Source organism: Ahrensia sp. R2A130, from assembly GCF_000179775.1.
GTDB lineage: Bacteria > Pseudomonadota > Alphaproteobacteria > Rhizobiales > Rhizobiaceae > Pseudahrensia.
The window spans coordinates 328,669-345,554 of record NZ_AEEB01000017.1 but is presented as its reverse complement, the minus strand read 5'-3'; the positions used below and the strand labels follow the sequence as shown (position 1 = coordinate 345,554).

Genomic DNA, 16,886 nt, shown 5'->3' with positions numbered 1-16,886 from the left:
ATTTGGGCTCGAGCTTTTGGTGGGTTTTCGTTTATGAAAAATTTGGTGTCTCGTGCGGGTTTTGCATCGCTGGCTCTTGTGGCGGGTCTCGGGTTTGCCGGACCGGCTGCTGCGGAAACTGCGCCTGTTGATGAGATAAAGGCCGGACGCTCGCTGGCTGGGAATTATCTGGCAGCCCGCATCGCGACGACCGATCGTGATACGGCAGCGGCGGTGGAGTTTTATCGCAAGGCCATCGCGCTCGATCCTGACAACACGGACCTGAAGCTGCAGGGCTTTATGAACTTCATCGCCAATGGCGACTTTGCCGAAGGGGTGGAGTTGGGCGACGAGATCGTCAAAGCAGGCGACGCGCCGGAAATTGTGCGCCTTATCTTGTCCGTAGAAGCGCTGCGTAAGAAAAGCTGGAAACAAGCTGAACGGCTGCTGGAATCCGAATGGCGCAGCCCTGTCGACCGTCTGATTGCGGGGCTTGTGGATGGCTGGGTCGAGTTCGGGCGCGGCAACGCTGAAAAAGCCCTGGAAGCTGTCGATGAGCTTTCTGGACCAGGCTGGTTCAACTTTTTCGTGGAATATCATGGCGGGTTGATCGCACTGGCCGCTGGCGACGTGCCGGCAGCTGTTGGGCGGCTGGAAAAAGCCACGGCCAACCCTGCCGGTCGACAGTTTGCACGGCGCAGCCACATGCGCTCAGTCGCGGCACTGGCGCAGGCGCATTTCCGCAACAAAAATAAAGACGCGGCAACCGCAATACTGACGAGCGCTTTGCAGGACAACCCGCAAGACCCGCTTTACGAATCCATGTTGCAGGCGGCGAAAGACGGCCGCACGCCGGGCTTTGAACTGAACACCGCCCAACGCGGCGGGGCAGAAGTATTCCTCAATCTCGGCATGGCGGTGGATCGTGAGGGCGGCGAGCAATTCGCGCTCATTTATGTGCAACTTGCCCGCGTGTTGTCCGCACAGAACGACGATATCGCGCTGAAGCTGGCCGAACTACTGGACAAGCAAAGTCGCCTGAAAGAGGCCAACGCGCTGTTTTCGAAAATCGACCCCAACTCGCACAATTACCGCATCGCTCGGCTGGAATATGCGTTGAACCTTGATGAGTTGGACCAGAAAGACGTGGCCCGCAAGGAACTCGACGCGCTGTTGGAAAGCGGTCCGGACGATCTGGTCGCCCACCTTTCCTATGGTGCTGTGATGGCGCGGCACGAAAAATATGACGAGTCCATCAAGATCTACAACCGCTATATCGCGCAGTTGGAACAACCGCAGCGCGTTCACTGGAACCTGTTTTACCGCCTTGGCATCGCTTACGAACGCACGAAACAGTGGTCGCTTGCAGAGGCCGCCTTCAAGCGCGCTTTGGAGTTGGAGCCCGATCAACCCAGCGTGCTGAACTATCTCGGTTACAGCTGGATCGACATGGACATCAACCTGCAGGAAGGCTTGGATATGATCCGCAAGGCGGTCAGCCTGCGCCCCAATGACGGGTATATGGTGGATAGTCTCGGTTGGGCATTCTACCGCCTTGGCCGCATTCCCGAAGCGGTGAAAGAGCTGGAACGCGCCGTTGAATTGCGCCCCGGCGACCCCACGATCAACGATCATCTGGGTGATGCTTACTGGCTCGCAAATCGCAAGTTGGAAGCCACATTCCAGTGGCAACACGCGCTGGCGCTCGACCCACCGGACGGCACCGAAGTGCGTATCGCAGACAAGCTGAAAAATGGTCTCGACGCGGTGCTGGAAAAGGAAAAAGCAGCAAAGCTCGCCGAGGAACAGAAGTAGCGCCAAGGCGCTGCCTCCTATCCGGTCTATGGCCATGAGCGCTGCAACCATCACCGAATTCGCGCCAGCGAAAATCAATCTCGCTTTGCACGTTACCGGGCAACGTGAGGATGGTTACCATCTGCTCGATACGCTGGTGGCATTTGCAGATGTGGGTGACCGGTTGAATTTTGCACCTGCCGATGAGCTGACACTGTCTATCAACGGAACATTCGGTGCAGGCCTTTCTACAGACGATGACAATCTCGTTTTGCGGGCCGCCACTGCTTTACGGAAAGCCGCAGGCGCAACGACAGGCGCAGAAATCCGGCTGGAGAAAAACCTGCCCCTATCCTCCGGCATCGGAGGGGGGTCGGCTGATGCGGCGGCAGCACTTCGCGGCTTGGCAGCATTGTGGGACACCGACACAGACCTTGCGTCAATCGCAGCGAAATTAGGGGCCGACGTGCCCATGTGTTTGAAGAGTGAGCCGCTCCGCGCGCAAGGCATAGGGGAGCAGCTGCAGGCGGTCGTCCTGCCCGGCTTTCACATCGTGCTGGCGAACCCCGGTGTTGCCGTCTCCACCCCCGCGATATTCTCGCGCCTCGACCGCAAGGACCATCCGCCACTTGATGCGTTAGAGGACGCAGATGGCGACTGGTTGATGTGGTTGACCGACCAGCGCAACGACCTCGAAGCGCCAGCCTTCAGCACTGCGCCGGAAATCGCCCAATGTCTTGACGCGCTCTGGGGCACGTCGCGGGTGCGTCTGGCGCGCATGTCCGGCTCGGGCGCAACGTGCTTTGCGCTATATGATAGTGAAGGGTGCGCAGCCCGCGCGGCAGCGCAGCTAAAGGCAGCCTATCCCGATTGGTGGGTGACCGCATCGCAATTACAGGGAAGCACATCATGAGCCGGATCGACACGAATAGGGAATTCATTCCTGTCTCCATCGCCATTTTGACCGTCTCCGATACCCGCAAACCGAAAGACGATAAATCCGGCACCACACTGGTGGAGCGATTGCAGGAAGCGGGCCACCGGTTGGCCGACCGCGATATTGTCACCGATGATGTCGAAGCCATTCAACACCGCGTACAAAAGTGGATCGACGACGCGGCGGTGGACGTCATCATCACCACAGGCGGCACCGGTTTTACCGGTCGCGACGTGACGCCCGATGCGCTGGAGCCGCTGTTTGAAAAGCGCATGGACGGCTTCTCGATAGCCTTTCACACGCTCAGCCATGCCAAGATCGGCACATCGACCATCCAGTCCCGCGCGACCGCAGGCGTTGCTGGTGCAACCTTCATTTTCTGCTTGCCCGGCTCACCCGGCGCGTGCCGCGATGCATGGGACGGAATTCTTGGCGCGCAATTGGATTACCGCCACCGCCCCTGCAATTTCGTGGAAATCATGCCGCGGCTGGACGAGCACTTGCGGCGCGGTGCTGGATAAAATTTGCGCCGCCTTCATTTTTGTTCTTGTAATGTTCTCATTCGTTCTTTAGGAATTTATGCACGGAACGGGTGTTGAGTCGAAAGCGTATGCCACCCAATTCGTAGTCCGAAACGATCCTTATGAAGGAGCGGTATTATGGTTACGAGTGCAGAACAGGTATCGAATTTTTCAGCGCAAGCTGCAGCGGTCGCTTTAAGCAGCGGTGCGCCACATCGCATTCGCGATCAACGACGGCGCGGGCGTGGTGCCGGCCTCAACATGGCAGGCCGCTTCGAACCCACATCACGGGAAGCCTTCGACGATGGCTGGCAAACGCTGGACGAGTTGCCACCGTTCAAAACCGACGTAACGGCAGAAGCTGCGCGCAAGATCATCACCACGAACGACTCGCCCGACATTCCTTTCGAACAATCGATGAACCCGTATCGCGGTTGTGAGCATGGATGCGTCTATTGTTACGCACGGCCCACCCATTCTTATATGGGTCTTTCGGCAGGGTTGGATTTTGAAAGCAAACTGTTTGCCAAGCCCAACGCTGCCAAACTGCTTCGCAAAGAACTGGCGTCGGAAAAATACGTCTGCAAGCCGCTGGCTTTGGGTACGAACACCGACCCCTATCAGCCGGTCGAAAAGCAGTGGCGCATAACCCGCGATCTGTTGCTCGTGCTGGAAGAAACGAACCACCCCGTCACCATCGTCACGAAATCTGCGCTGGTGTTGCGCGATGTGGATATTCTGGAACGCATGGCTAAAAAGGGACTGGCGAAAGTGGCGCTCTCAGTTACCACGCTCGACCGTAAGCTGGCACGCGCGATGGAGCCCCGTGCTGCAACGCCTGGCCTCCGGCTCGATGCGCTTCGTAAGTTGCACGAGGCCGGTATTCCGACGTCGATCAGCGTCGCTCCGATCATCCCGTCACTCAACGATCATGAGATGGAGCGTATTCTCGATGCGGGTAAAGCGGCGGGCGCTGCGGAAGCGACATATACCGTGTTGCGACTGCCCCACGAGGTGGCCCCCCTGTTCCGCGACTGGGTGCAGCAGCATTATCCCGACCGTGCAGCCCACGTCATGTCGCTGATGCAGAACATGCGCGGCGGCAAGGATTACGATGCGAATTTCAAAACGCGCATGAAGGGTGTCGGCCCCTACGCCTGGCAATTGGGTCGCCGCTTTGAGATCGCCACCAAGAAACTCGGCCTTGCGCCGTTGCGCTCCATTTCGATGCGCACGGATCGCTTTGTGCCACCCGCCCTTGCCGGTCAGCAGCTTAGTCTCTTTTGAGGCGCTGATCGGCAACCCAATCGATTGCACCCGACCTGCCTCTCACCGGCAGTCGGCTGAGCCTCTTCCCCTTGGCTTTCCTGCTCACCCAGGACAATCGATACACCACCGGCCCATCAGCCTCGTGACCGGTGGTCATCGGAGCTGCCCGCCTGAAAAGGGTGGGTGGCTCCGAACTTATTTGACGCCGATAGGTACGACAGGCATTGCGGGCTATGGCCGCTTTTCAACCCGACTTCACACTGGAGACCTTGGCACTCTCCAAAGGCATAAAGAATGTCTGCGGCGTTGATGAAGCTGGGCGTGGCCCTTTGGCTGGACCTGTGATTGCTGCCGCAGTGATCCTGGACCCTGACAACATTCCATCAGGTCTGAACGACTCCAAAGCGTTGACGGAAAAACGGCGCAGTGAATTGTTCGACGCGATTTTGGCCACCTCTCAGGTGGCGTTCGCAACCGTTGCTGCGGGCCGTATCGATGCCATGAACATCCGCGCGGCCAGCCTCTACGCCATGGAACAGTCGGTTCGTGCGCTTCCCGTTTGTGCCAACCACGCGCTTATCGACGGCAATGCGTTGCCACCAAACATGCCGTGTAGTGCAGAGGCGATTGTGAAGGGCGATGCTCGTTCATTATCGATTGCTGCTGCATCCATTATTGCAAAAGTGATGCGGGACCGGATCATGGTGCGCGCCGATACGCTTTGGCCACAATACGGATTTTCGGGCCACAAGGGCTACCCGACCGCCGCCCACCGCGATGCGCTCGCCCGCCTTGGTCCCTGCCAGATTCACCGGATGAGTTTCAGGCCGGTGCGAAATGCGTTGGTCGCGAAGGCCTAGCCTTCCAGCTCTTCACGTATGGCTTCCAATTCGAGCCACCGTTCTTCGGCGGCATCCAACTGGCCCTGCGTCTTTTGCAACAAGTCCACCAGACCGTTGAAACGTTTCACGTCGCGCTCGAACAAGTCAGGTTCCGCCAATGCAGTGCCAACTTTCGCAATATCCGCTTCCAATTTTTCCATCGTCACCGGCAGAGTTTCGAGCGCGTGCTTGTCTTTGAAGCTCATCTTCCCGGATGACTTCTTGGCTGCTGCTGCGGAATTCGTCCCAGTCGGCACTTCCTGCGAAGGCGTTTCGGATGAAACATTCGTTGCTCGCGCACCGCTGAAATCTGCCGACCCGCGCTGGCTCACCATGTCGCTGTAACCACCGGCATATTCCTGCCACTGGCCCTGCCCTTCCGGCACGATGACAGAGGTGCAAACGCGATCGAGAAAATCGCGATCATGGCTGACGACGAGAACCGTACCGACGTAATCTGCAATCATCTCCTGCAGCAGATCGAGCGTTTCGAGATCGAGGTCGTTGGTCGGTTCGTCCAACACGAGAAGGTTGGACGGATGGCGCAGACGCATGGCGAGCATAAGCCTGCCACGCTCACCACCTGAAAGTCGCGAGACTGCCGTGCGGGCTTGTTCCGGCAAGAACAGGAAATCCTTCATGTACGCCATGACGTGCTTGCGCTGATCGCCGATGGCAACGACGTCGGTGCCGCCGCCCGTAAGCGTGTCTTTTACGGTCGCGTTAGGGTCTAGCGCAGCGCGTTTCTGATCGACGATAAGCATGTCGACATTCGCGCCCAGTTTCACGTTGCCGCTGTCCGGCTCCAATTCGCCGGTGAGCATCCGCACCAGTGTGGTTTTACCGATGCCATTTGGGCCAACGAAACCGACCCGGTCGCCACGGGCAAGACGCATGGAGAAATCATCCACCAGAACGCGTTCGTTGTAGCCCTTCGAAATCTTCTCCACCCGCGCCACCAGCTTGCCGGACTCGCTTCCTTCAGCAACCGTCATCTGCACCTGGCCGGATGGCTTGATGCGGTCGGCACGCTGGCTGCGAAGGTTTGCAAGTTCGCCAAGGCGGCGAACGTTGCGCTTGCGGCGACCCGAGACACCGTGGGTGACCCAATGCTCTTCGCGCACAATGGTGCGGTCGAGTTTGTGGGCGTCGAGTTCTTCCTGCTCCAGCAGCGTGTCGCGCCAGTCCTCAAAATGGGCGAAGCTTTTGTCGAGAACGCGGGTTTTGCCACGATCCACCCATGCGGTACGGCGCGAGAGATTTTCGAGAAAACGCCGGTCATGGCTGATGAGAATGATGGCCGAACGCAGCCGCGCCAATTCCTCTTCGAGCCATTGAATAGTGGGCAGATCGAGATGGTTGGTCGGCTCGTCCAGCAGCAAAATATCGGGTTCCGGTGCCAACACGCGCGCCAAGGCCGCACGGCGGGCCTCACCGCCGGACAAATTGGTCGTGGGCATATCTGCATCAAGACCCAGCGCATCCATGCACATCGCTGCGCGGTACGGGTCGTCGGCCTCTTCCAAGCCGCCTTCGACATACTCACCGATGGAGGCGAATGTCGTGAGGTCCGGCTCTTGCGGCAGATAACGCACGGTCGTGCCCGGCTGGAAAAACCGTTCTCCACTGTCCGGTTCGACCTGCCCTGCGGCAACTTTGAGCAGCGTCGATTTACCGGAGCCGTTTCGCCCAACGAGGCAAAGCCGTTCGCGCGCATGCACGGCCAAATCCGCCCCGGTGAGAAGCGGGGTGGAGCCGAATGTCAGGTGAATATCGCGTAGTGTTAAAAGCGGTGGTGCCAATTTATGTGATCACGTTAGGTTCGGTGCGACCCGTGTGCCGTTCGATACCGGCAAGCGAGCGCGAAGTTGTAATGAGGTCGGCTATGGCATCGCCGGTTTCGCGGGTCAGATCACCACCAACAGGTTCGTAACGCTCGATGTAAACGCGCAGGGTCGAGCCGACCGTGCCTGTGCCGGAAAGGCGATAAACGATGCGGGAGCCGCCTTCGAACAGCACTCGCAGGCCTTGGCCTTCCGTGTAGCTTTCGTCAACCTGATCGTAATAGGCGAACTCGTCGGCCTGCTGAATTGTGCCGGCTTCCGTTACGCGTCCTGGAAGGTCGGACAGAGAAGCGCGCAGCGCGGTGACGAGATCGTTCGCGCCTTGGCTGTCCACTTCTTCGTAATCGTGGCGGGCGTAATAGTTGCGGCCGTATTGCTCGTAGTGATCGGCCATGATGTCGGCGACGCTGACTTTGCGCGCGGCCAAGATATTCAGCCACATGAGCACTGCCCAAAGGCCATCTTTTTCGCGCACATGGCTGGAACTCGTGCCGGCGGATTCTTCGCCGCAAAGCGTGATGTCGCCAGCGTCCAGCAGGTTGCCGAAGAACTTCCAGCCGGTTGGGGTTTCATACATCGGTAGGCCCATGGCTTCGGCCACACGGTCCACCGCGCCGCTGGTCGGCATGGAGCGGGCGACGCCTTTGAGACCGTCGGCATAGCCCGGCACCAAATGCGCGTTGGCGGCGATGACCGCGAGCGAATCCGACGGGGTGACGAAGCACTTTTTGCCGATGATGAGATTGCGATCGCCATCCCCATCACTTGCTGCAGCAAGGTCCGGTCCATCGTCGCGCATGGCGGCTTCGTAGATGGTTTTGGCATGAACGAGATTCGGATCAGGGTGCCCACCACCGAAGTCTTCTTTCGGTGTACCGTTGATGACCGCAGACGATGGTGCGCCGAGACGGTCACAGAATATCGCTTTCGCATAGGGGCCGGTGACCGCGTGCATGGCATCGAACAGGAAGTTGAAACCGCCTTTGAACATCGCAGCAATCGCGTCCATGTCGAACAGTTCTTCCATCAGCTCGGCATAGTCGGTGACGGGATCAACGATCTCGACCTTCATGGAGCCTAGCTTGCTCGTGCCGGTTTGGGAGAGGTCGACCTCGTCGTCACGCCAGATTTGATACTGCGTGATTTCGCGGCTGCGGGCTTCCACGCGGTCCATGACCGCCTGTGTGCCGGGGCCGCCGTTTTCGCCATTATATTTGATGCCGAAATCGCCATCGGGGCCACCGGGGTTGTGGCTGGCGGACAGCACGATGCCGCCGAATGCGCCGTGTTTGCGGATGATGTGGGAAACCGCGGGCGTCGACAGGATACCATCCTGCCCCACAAGCACGCGGCCAAAGCCGTTGGCGGCGGCCATCGCGATGATGATTTGCGTCGCTTCACGGTTGTGAAAACGGCCATCGCCTCCCACGACCAGCGTCTTGCCCTCATAGCCGGACAAGCAGTCGAAAACCGATTGCACGTAATTTTCCAGATAGTTCTCGGTCTGAAAACGGGCAACCTTCTTGCGCAGGCCGGACGTGCCGGGCTTCTGGTCATCGAATGGCGTGGTGGCGACAGTGTCTCGCATGGTCGATCCCGTTTTGTTGCGTGGGTGCTTTCAACCACAAAACAGGCCACGTTCACACACCATTTCTTGCAATTGGAGAAACGTGGCGAACCGGTGTGACGCGCGGTAACGCCAGTTGATCGCAAATGTGCAAAGCGCCCCATTGCTGCCCCCGTCGCGGCCAGTTGCCGCCACGAGAGGGCATCAGGTTGGGTTTCGAGCGAACAACCAAACGCTCACATCCCCCAACGGGCCGCAACGAAATCGTTCGGCCCATCACGAAAGGACACGTCTATGACCCGTCTTATCGCAGCACTTTCTCTCGCCCTGTTTGCCGGTACAGCCTTTGCGCAAACAGCACCAAGCTTCGAACAGGCCGATGCGGATGCCAGCGGCTCGTTGTCGCTCGAAGAAGCAAAGGTTGCCCTGCCAACGTTGGACGAAGCGGCCATTGTCGCCGGTGACGCCAACAATGATGGCGCTATTGATGCCGATGAATACGCCCTCCTGGTCGGCGGCTAAGCGCGAACTGCTGCTCACCACCCCCGGATGATAGCAGTAGGCCCGACTGGGAAACCGGTCGGGCTGTTTGCGCCTGTTCAGTCCGTTTGGCGGAAGGCTTTTGAGAAGGAATCCAACACAGGCTGCACCGCATATGTGACGAAGTTTCGTGGCGTTTTCAGCGCGTAGACTTCTGTCTGCATGCCCGGTTGAATTTGGGCTATTCCCTGATTTTTTTCTACGTCCTGAAGCAATGATGCGCGTGCGAGGAAGTAGGTTTCGCCTGTACTGGCATCCGTCTGCGAATCTGCTGACACATAAGTAACTTCACCTTCTACGGGTTCGTAGGTGCGACGGTTAAAGGCCGTCACAACGATGCGCGCTTTCTGGCCAACATTGACGGAATTTACATCTGTCGGAGCCACGCGGAATTCGGCCTCGAGTTCTGAACCTGTCGGCACGATTTGTGCCACCAGCTCACCGGCAGGCACCACGCCGCCGATGGTATTGGCGATCAATGCGGTGACCGTGCCATCGACAGGCGAACGCAACTCTGTGAGTTCTACTGCGGAGCGAGCCGCGTTTAGCTGATCGGAAATCTCGCGAAGTTCGCCCAATACACCGGTCAATTCTTCGGAACGGGTTTCGTTGTCACTTTCGGCAAGCTGTTCCACACGGGCTTCACCTTCAGCAATACGCTGCATGGTCGATGCAATTTGCGAATCGAGATCACCAACATCACGAGCCTGTTCCAAGCGGCGACGCTCAACCTCCCAAAGGCGGGATTTTGCAATATCACCGGCGTTCGCCAGTGGACGTAAGCGGGAAATTTCGAGATCGGTTTGTGCCAAAAGCTGACGGCTGGCAGCGATGCGGGTTTGCAAGCCGACGAGCTGTTCTTTTTGCGCTTCAGCCAGAGCAACAGCAGCATCGAGTTCAGCGTTCAGACGTTTGCGCCCAGCTTCGAATTCACGGCGCTGTTCGTTGAAAATCGCAGTCTCTTCGCCGCTTGGGGAAGCGGCTTGGGTTCCACGTAAAGCTAAACCTGTATCGGCTGGTTGCTGAAACGTGCCGCCGGAATTTTCAGCTTCCAGCCTTGTTTTCAGTGCCGTTAAACGCTGGTGACGAGCCGTCAGACGGGTAAATTCCGCACGATTGGCGGAGTCGTCCAGCACCAGCAAAACATCGCCCTTTGCGACCTGTGAACCGTCCTGAACCGAGATGGAACGAACCACGCCACCCGTGGGATGCTGGATGAGTTTGTTCTGGCCCGAAGACACGATCTTGCCGCTTGCTACAACCGCAGAAGCGATGGGGAACGCAAAGGCCCAAATGACGAAGAGGCCGAGAAAGCCGAAGACAAAAATCAAACCTTTTCGGACGATCGAGCCATTTGCCGTGGGCACTTGCTTGCGCCAATCACCGCTATTTTGGGTTGGCTGAGCGGGGGCCGCATTGCCGGATGAACGCATGCCGGTGGCTGCAGCCGTTGCTGCGTTACGTGCGGAGGTGTTCATAGTCGTTCTCCCAAATCGCGCTGGACCGGAGCAGGCGCAACCACAGGTTCGGCTGCTGCAGGTGTAGAGATGCCCGGCGCTCCGGCTACACGGCGACGTTTTTTCAACGCTTCGCTATCTAAACGTTCCGACTTTGCAGCGGCGACGGGCGTATTTTGTGCTGCTTGAGGTTCCGCTTGAGCAGCCGCTTGTTGCGGCTTCGCCTGCTGTTGTGACTTGCTAAAGTTGGCTGTGACATAGCTGTCGATACGGCCATCTTTCACCGTCATAACATAATCTGCGACAGTAAGAACCGAACGGCGTTGTGTGACGATCACAACGGTGCGTCCCTGCCCTTTTGCGCGTTCTATTGCCGCGATGAGGCTGGTTTCACCGTTGGCATCAAGATGAGCATTCGGCTCGTCGAGGATCAGTACACGCGGGTCGCTATAAAGCGCGCGGGCCAGTGCCACGCGCTGTTTCTGGCCACCGGACAGCATGACCGCACCGGGCCCAATCATGGTGCCGTAACCATCTGGCAAGGCGACTGCCATGTCGTGCATTCCGGCGGCCATAGCAGCCCGAACCACTTTTTCTTCATTTGGTTCGATTTCCAAACGCGCTATGTTTTCCGCCAGTGAACCGGGGAAGAGTGTGACTTCCTGCGAAACGTAACCCACCGTTTCGCCCCACTGGTCTTCAGGCCATTGGCTGCGTTCGGCACCATCAAGCCGCACCTGCCCAGTGTTCTGCTGGATCGCGCCCACGATAGCCTTAGCGATGGTAGATTTACCTGCGCCGGACGGACCGATGACGGCCAGCACTTTGCCAGCAGGCACTTCGAACGACACATTCTCAAGAATTGGCTTGCCGCCCTTCTCTTCATTGGGATTGAAGGTCAGACTTTCCACGGCGATGTGCCCCGTCGGCTCCGGCAAACGCATGGTTTCCGGGCGGTTAGCCTGTTCGGCAAGGAATGCCTCGAGCTTGCCGTGCGAACCACGGGCTTGAGAGATACGGTCCCAACCGCCAATCACCTGTTCAAATGGTGCGAGTGCGCGACCGGACAACATGGACGCCGCGAAGATGACGCCGCCTGAAATCTGGCCGTCGATCACGAGATAAGCACCCCAAGCCATGATGGCGATCTGCAGAATTTTACGCAGCGCTTTCGACGTACCGTAAAATGCTGATGCCTGCCCAGCGGCCTCGTCACCGGAAGCAAGCGACGCCCCCATGCGGGAGCCCCAGCGTTGCATGACTGACGGCAACAAGCCCATGGCGCGAATGTCTTCAGATCGGCTGAACACGGTTTGTGCGAAGGAGAGTGCTTCGCTGTCGGTTTCCTTGGCGGTATCGGCAGCCTTGGCTGTGATGACCTTTTGCATGATCGCGATACCGACCAACGCCATTATGCCGACCAGCGTGATGATGCCCAGTGACCAGTGCAACATGAACATGAGCAGCACGAAAAACGGTGCAAATGGCAGATCGAAAAGGCCCACCAATGTGCGGCTGGCGATAAAGCTGCGAACCATATTGAAATCGCGCAGCAAGCCGGAAGACTGGCGCATACCGCCATTGGACTTCGAGAGACCTTCAAAAAGCGGGTCCGCCTTTTCTACCGTGTAGCGGGCAGCAGCGCGCTGCACCAGAATACCGCGCACAGCTTCGGCTGCGCCGTACAAAACCATGGCCGCAACTGCGATAAGCGTGATGTAAATAAGCGTCTCTAGCGAGTTGGATGACAGCACACGATCATAGACCTGCAACATGTGCAGTGGCGGCACGATCATCAGCAAATTTGTAGCGACCGAAAACACAGCCACCCATTTCAACGAGCCAAGACCCACGACACAACCTCCAAACGCAAACCGCCTTCGAATGATGAAGATCGGCCGGGCAAACACACGCCCGTACACCCGCCACCAGTTAGGTGCAGGATGAGATTGCGAAAGATTGGATGAAAATTACTAACAAATGCTCTTGGATTTACCCCACCTGTTAGAATCCAAAAGGCCCGGTCGTTACCAACCGGACCTTTTGCATTTGGTGCGAGGCTGAAACCGCAGCAATAACGCCTAGAAGCAGCTGAGCTCAGCGTCCATTTCGACTTCGGCTTCACCGCCACCTGTCAATGAAGACACCATTGCGAATTGATCGTCGCCAGCGAAATAAACCGCCTCCATGTCGACCATCGTGTCGGTGCCATCCACATCGCTGGAAGCTGTCACCGAGCCGTCGCTGTTGGCATTGAACGTATAATCCGTGCTGGCACCATTAGCGTGCATGACGTCGAAACCTTCGCCACCATCCAGAACAGCATCACCGGAACCGGCAAAAATGAGGTCGGCAGAACCGTAGCCGTAGACTGCCGAGCTCCCGTCTTCGCTCAGAATATCGAAGCCGTCGGTGCCGTATGTTTCAGCCTGTTCACCGCCACCATCAACCGGGCAATCAACAACGGGCGTTTCATCGACTGGCTCTTCGCCGCCGCCATCTACAGGGTTACCGTCACCACCATCAACAGGCTGCTCTTCGCCCGCATCAATTGGGCCAAGTTCCGACACCTGTTTCCAAACGTCGTCTCCGGCAAAGTAGATGCCATCAACATTGACGAGCGTGTCGGTGCCTTCGCCATTCGGCTTGATCACGGTGACAGATCCATCTGCAGCGATACCAGCTTGATAGTCGGTGCTTGAACCGGTGTAGTCGACCTGGTTGTAACCTTCGCCGCCATCGATCACGTCGTTGCCTGCGTAGCCGAGGAAGCCGTCATTTCCATCGCCACCGGTTAGAACGTCGTCACCATCGGTGCCGAAAAAGTCTTGGCCACCGAAGCCGTTGTCGCCGCCGGTCATGTCGCCAGCATCATCGGAACCGCCATCGGTGACGTCGTCAACTGGATGATCGTAAGAATCGACGTTGTCGGCACTATCATCGCCGTCATCGCCGTCAGCACCGAACTCTTCGACCGCCTTCCACGTGTCATCTCCGAAGAAATAGACGCCCGAAACATTGCTTACCGTGTCGGTGCCTTCGCCGTTCGGCTTCACAACAGTAAGTGTGTCGCCATCGAGGGTGACGGAATAGTCGGAACTGGAACCGGCGTAATCGATCTGGTTGTAGCCTTCGCCACCATCGATTGTGTCATTACCTGCGGACCCGAGGAAACCATCATTGCCTTCGCCGCCCGTAAGAACGTCGTTATCATCAGTACCAAAGAAATCTTTACCACCGAAGCCGTTGTCGCCGCCGGTAGCATCACCACCGGTTGTGTCATCGCCATCATCTACTGGATGATCATCGGAACCACTATCGTCGCCAACACAATCATCGCTGTCATCACCGCTATCGTCGGTTGCAGCGCTAAATTCTGACGTAGCTTTCCACACGTCGTCCCCGAAGAAATAAACACCGGAAACGTTCGTCACCGTGTCGGTGCCACCGTTGAGTTTGACCACGGTCAGTGTATCACCGTCGCGTGTGATGGCGTATTCAGAGCTAGAGCCAAGATAGTCGATCTGGTTGCGACCAGCGCCACCATCAACGGTGTCATTACCCTTGGTTTCCAGAAAGCCGTCGTCACCTTCTTTGCCGGTGAGAACATCGTCGCTGTCGGTGCCAAAGATATCTTCGCCGGGGCCGCCGCTTTCAGCGACGGTCACAGTGACCTTTGCGTTCATATCGTCTGGCACAATAGGTGCAGGAGGCGTGTTAGATTTAGAAATTGTCACAGCGTCCGGGGCGCTCTGCGACGGTTCGTTTGTATATACATTCTGAATTTTCGTGGTCATCGCAGAGTTCTCCAATGGTTTCTTTTTTCTTACTACAACCCGCGTATTTGTGTAATAAACACTTTGTTAATACTAATATTTACAAGTAAAATTGAATTTAATTCAAATTTTAATCAATGACCACTGACTAGCTTTCAGGGGTTCCAAGCTGTGGGACCTGCGACTAGCATCGACATTCGAGAAACAGCTTCATTGGTGTCGATATGAGTTTCCTGCCTCGCAAAGCCACAAGCACTCTTCTTGCAACCGCATTAGCCTTCGCGCCGTTACAGGTGGCGCACGCTCAAAACGCCGCAGATAGCGTTGCGCCGGAAGCGGCAACCGGGTTTGTGGCACGTGATGCGCGCAAGCCTGTGAAAGCAAAGCGCTGGATGGTGTCTGCTGCGAATCCGCTGGCAGCCGCAGCAGCGGCGGACGTGTTAAGGGCAGGCGGAACTGCGGCGGACGCAGCTATTGCGACGCAAGCAATGCTCGGTCTGGTGGAGCCGCAAAGTTCAGGTTTAGGCGGTGGTGCTTTTCTTGTTTATTACGACGCAGCTTCTGGTGAGTTGACCACGCTGGACGGACGCGAAACCGCACCGGCAGCCGCAACTCCAAAACTGTTTCAGGATGCTGACGGCGAGCCGCTTTCGTTTTTCTCGGCAGTTATCGGCGGACGTTCAGTTGGAGTGCCAGGCACCCCTGCTCTGCTGTTGGATATGCACAAGCGCTGGGGCAAAACACCGTTCGCAGATCTTCTGACACCGGCTGCGGAAATGGCGCGAAACGGATTTGCAGTCTCGCCGCGACTGGCTGGCCTCATTGCCGGTGGCGAACAGGCGCTGAGACTCTACAAGCCGACGGGCGCTTATTTCGTGCCAGAAGGAAAACCTCTGCGCGAAGGAATCGTTCTCAAAAATGCAGCCTATGCGACCGTGCTCGAAAAGCTGTCCCGCGAAGGCCGTGCCGGTTTTTATGAAGGTGAAGTCGCGCAAGGCATCGTGGACACGGTACAGGGTTTTGCGTCCAATCCCGGCACTTTGACGCTGGACGACCTGAAAAACTATCAGGTCGCAGAACGTAAACCGGTCTGCGTCACCTATCGTGACCACGATGTTTGCGGGATGGGACCGCCCTCCTCCGGTGCACTGACTGTTGGACAGATCCTGAAATTGATCGAGCCGATGGATGTCGCGTCACTTGGCCCGCAGTCGCCGCAAGCGTGGCGTTTGATAGGCGATGCATCGCGTCTCGCATTCGCCGATCGCGGCCTCTACATGGCCGATTCCGATTTCGTGAAGATGCCCACCAAGGGACTGCTCAAGCGCGATTATCTCGCTGCACGGGCAGAACTGCTGTTCCGTGAGGATGCACTCGAAAGTGTGGAGCCGGGCGAGCCGGAATGGGATGAGGCTTCGCTGCTTGCACCGGATGAGTCGCTGGAGCTTCCTTCCACCACACACTTTTCCATTGTCGATGCGGCGGGCAACGTTGTTTCGATGACGTCGACCATCGAAAACGGATTCGGCTCGCGCTTGATTACGCAAGGCTTTTTGCTGAACAACGAACTGACCGATTTTTCCTTCCGCGATATGAAGGATGGCAAGCCCATCGCGAACCGCGTGGAGCCGGGCAAACGCCCCCGTTCATCCATGTCACCCACCATCGTCATGCAGGGTGGCAAGCCGGTGATTGCAATCGGTTCGCCAGGCGGCAGCCGTATCATCGGTTATGTGGCGAAAACGCTGATCGCGATTATCGATTGGAAAATGGATGTGCAACAGGCCATTTCCAGCCCGCATCTGGTCAACCGCTTCGGACGCTATGATCTGGAAGAGGGTACCGCAGCAGAGACGCTGAAAGCGCCGCTGGAGGCCATCGGCTATGAGACGGAAATCCGAGCGCTGACGTCTGGTCTGCACGGCATCGTCATTTCAGCAGATGGTCTTTCCGGCGGGGCGGACCCGCGCCGGGAAGGTGTGGCAATCGGCGAATAGCCGACCGCCATCTGCTCAACCGAGATTAATTTAACCGAGGTCAATTTAGCCGAGGTCGGGGCCGTCACCTGATGTATCCGGCGCCATGCCGAGAGCGATCATGTAGGTGTCAAGGATCATGTCCTGCTCTTCGCGCTCGGTTGGCTCGATCTTGCGCAGCGATACAATTTTACGAAGCGCTTTCACGTCGAAACCGTTGCCCTTGGCTTCGGCATAAACGTCGCGAATATCATCCGCGATGGCTTTCTTTTCTTCTTCGAGACGCTCGATGCGCTCAACGATGGTACGAAGCTGGTCGCGGGCAAGAGATGTATCGGCCATGGG

Annotated in this window: 13 protein-coding genes; 7 read left to right on the top strand and 6 right to left on the bottom strand. The window is 57.5% G+C overall.

Going from position 1 to position 16,886, the window contains the following annotated elements:
* Positions 1 to 33 precede the first annotated feature (33 nt).
* From R2A130_RS10835 to R2A130_RS10815, 5 genes are all read left to right on the top strand, one after another.
* Positions 34 to 1,794: a tetratricopeptide repeat protein gene (locus R2A130_RS10835; RefSeq protein ID WP_040305638.1), complete on the top strand. Its 1,761-nt coding sequence runs from the start codon at positions 34 to 36 to the stop codon at positions 1,792 to 1,794.
* A gap of 34 nt (positions 1,795 to 1,828) precedes the next feature.
* Entirely contained in the window at positions 1,829 to 2,686 is an 858-nt protein-coding gene (locus R2A130_RS10830) for a 4-(cytidine 5'-diphospho)-2-C-methyl-D-erythritol kinase (protein WP_083804302.1), read from the top strand.
* Positions 2,683 to 3,231 carry a molybdenum cofactor biosynthesis protein B gene (moaB, locus tag R2A130_RS10825; protein WP_009758090.1) on the top strand — a complete coding sequence of 183 codons (549 nt, stop codon included), beginning with the start codon at positions 2,683 to 2,685 and terminating at the stop codon, positions 3,229 to 3,231. Before R2A130_RS10830 ends, moaB begins: the two co-directional genes overlap by 4 nt.
* Positions 3,232 to 3,369: 138 nt before the next feature.
* Positions 3,370 to 4,518: a PA0069 family radical SAM protein gene (locus R2A130_RS10820; RefSeq protein WP_009758089.1), complete on the top strand. Its 1,149-nt coding sequence runs from the start codon at positions 3,370 to 3,372 to the stop codon at positions 4,516 to 4,518.
* A 215-nt stretch (positions 4,519 to 4,733) separates the two neighbouring features.
* Positions 4,734 to 5,360, top strand: coding sequence for a ribonuclease HII (locus R2A130_RS10815; RefSeq protein ID WP_009758088.1), 627 nt, complete (start codon positions 4,734 to 4,736; stop codon positions 5,358 to 5,360).
* Here the strand turns inward: R2A130_RS10815 and R2A130_RS10810 are convergent.
* Positions 5,357 to 7,183: an ABC-F family ATP-binding cassette domain-containing protein gene (locus R2A130_RS10810; protein WP_009758087.1), complete on the bottom strand. Its 1,827-nt coding sequence runs from the start codon at positions 7,181 to 7,183 to the stop codon at positions 5,357 to 5,359. The genes R2A130_RS10815 and R2A130_RS10810 overlap by 4 nt on opposite strands.
* A gap of 1 nt (position 7,184) precedes the next feature.
* Positions 7,185 to 8,813 (bottom strand): alpha-D-glucose phosphate-specific phosphoglucomutase, encoded by a 1,629-nt coding sequence (locus R2A130_RS10805; protein ID WP_009758086.1) that lies wholly within the window; start codon positions 8,811 to 8,813, stop codon positions 7,185 to 7,187.
* A gap of 273 nt (positions 8,814 to 9,086) precedes the next feature.
* Here R2A130_RS10805 and R2A130_RS10800 point away from each other — a divergent pair, with 273 nt between their 5' ends.
* Complete coding sequence (locus tag R2A130_RS10800) at positions 9,087 to 9,314, top strand: calcium-binding EF-hand (protein WP_009758085.1); 228 nt, start codon at positions 9,087 to 9,089, stop codon at positions 9,312 to 9,314.
* 77 nt (positions 9,315 to 9,391) lie between these two features.
* Here R2A130_RS10800 and R2A130_RS10795 read toward each other — a convergent pair whose 3' ends face one another.
* The 3 genes from R2A130_RS10795 to R2A130_RS10785 all read right to left on the bottom strand — a co-directional run bounded on the left by R2A130_RS10795 (position 9,392) and on the right by R2A130_RS10785 (position 14,586).
* Positions 9,392 to 10,810: an HlyD family type I secretion periplasmic adaptor subunit gene (locus R2A130_RS10795; protein ID WP_009758084.1), complete on the bottom strand. Its 1,419-nt coding sequence runs from the start codon at positions 10,808 to 10,810 to the stop codon at positions 9,392 to 9,394.
* The gene (locus R2A130_RS10790; protein WP_009758083.1) at positions 10,807 to 12,642 is read right to left on the bottom strand and encodes a type I secretion system permease/ATPase; all 1,836 of its coding nucleotides are present in this window, start codon (positions 12,640 to 12,642) and stop codon (positions 10,807 to 10,809) included. Before R2A130_RS10790 ends, R2A130_RS10795 begins: the two co-directional genes overlap by 4 nt.
* Positions 12,643 to 12,870: 228 nt before the next feature.
* Entirely contained in the window at positions 12,871 to 14,586 is a 1,716-nt protein-coding gene (locus tag R2A130_RS10785; protein WP_009758082.1) for a calcium-binding protein, read from the bottom strand.
* 203 nt (positions 14,587 to 14,789) lie between these two features.
* Between R2A130_RS10785 and ggt the strand changes: the two genes are divergently transcribed.
* The gene (ggt, locus tag R2A130_RS10780) at positions 14,790 to 16,562 is read left to right on the top strand and encodes a gamma-glutamyltransferase (protein WP_009758081.1); all 1,773 of its coding nucleotides are present in this window, start codon (positions 14,790 to 14,792) and stop codon (positions 16,560 to 16,562) included.
* A gap of 45 nt (positions 16,563 to 16,607) precedes the next feature.
* On the opposite strand, the gene R2A130_RS10775 is transcribed toward ggt, so the two are convergent.
* Complete coding sequence (locus R2A130_RS10775; protein WP_009758080.1) at positions 16,608 to 16,883, bottom strand: DUF2312 domain-containing protein; 276 nt, start codon at positions 16,881 to 16,883, stop codon at positions 16,608 to 16,610.
* Between the last annotated feature and the right edge of the window lie 3 nt (positions 16,884 to 16,886).

Excerpts from the sequence above, each read along its gene's own strand:
- R2A130_RS10775 (WP_009758080.1), bottom strand. The coding sequence starts at position 16,883 with ATGGCCGATACATCTCTTGCCCGCGACCAGCTTCGTACCATCGTTGAG.
- R2A130_RS10820 (WP_009758089.1), top strand. The coding sequence starts at position 3,370 with ATGGTTACGAGTGCAGAACAGGTATCGAATTTTTCAGCGCAAGCTGCA.
- R2A130_RS10795 (WP_009758084.1), bottom strand. The coding sequence starts at position 10,810 with ATGAACACCTCCGCACGTAACGCAGCAACGGCTGCAGCCACCGGCATG.
- ggt (WP_009758081.1), top strand. The coding sequence starts at position 14,790 with ATGAGTTTCCTGCCTCGCAAAGCCACAAGCACTCTTCTTGCAACCGCA.
- R2A130_RS10815 (WP_009758088.1), top strand. The coding sequence starts at position 4,734 with ATGGCCGCTTTTCAACCCGACTTCACACTGGAGACCTTGGCACTCTCC.
- R2A130_RS10830 (WP_083804302.1), top strand. The coding sequence starts at position 1,829 with ATGAGCGCTGCAACCATCACCGAATTCGCGCCAGCGAAAATCAATCTC.
- R2A130_RS10805 (WP_009758086.1), bottom strand. The coding sequence starts at position 8,813 with ATGCGAGACACTGTCGCCACCACGCCATTCGATGACCAGAAGCCCGGC.
- R2A130_RS10785 (WP_009758082.1), bottom strand. The coding sequence starts at position 14,586 with ATGACCACGAAAATTCAGAATGTATATACAAACGAACCGTCGCAGAGC.
- R2A130_RS10800 (WP_009758085.1), top strand. The coding sequence starts at position 9,087 with ATGACCCGTCTTATCGCAGCACTTTCTCTCGCCCTGTTTGCCGGTACA.
- moaB (WP_009758090.1), top strand. The coding sequence starts at position 2,683 with ATGAGCCGGATCGACACGAATAGGGAATTCATTCCTGTCTCCATCGCC.
- R2A130_RS10835 (WP_040305638.1), top strand. The coding sequence starts at position 34 with ATGAAAAATTTGGTGTCTCGTGCGGGTTTTGCATCGCTGGCTCTTGTG.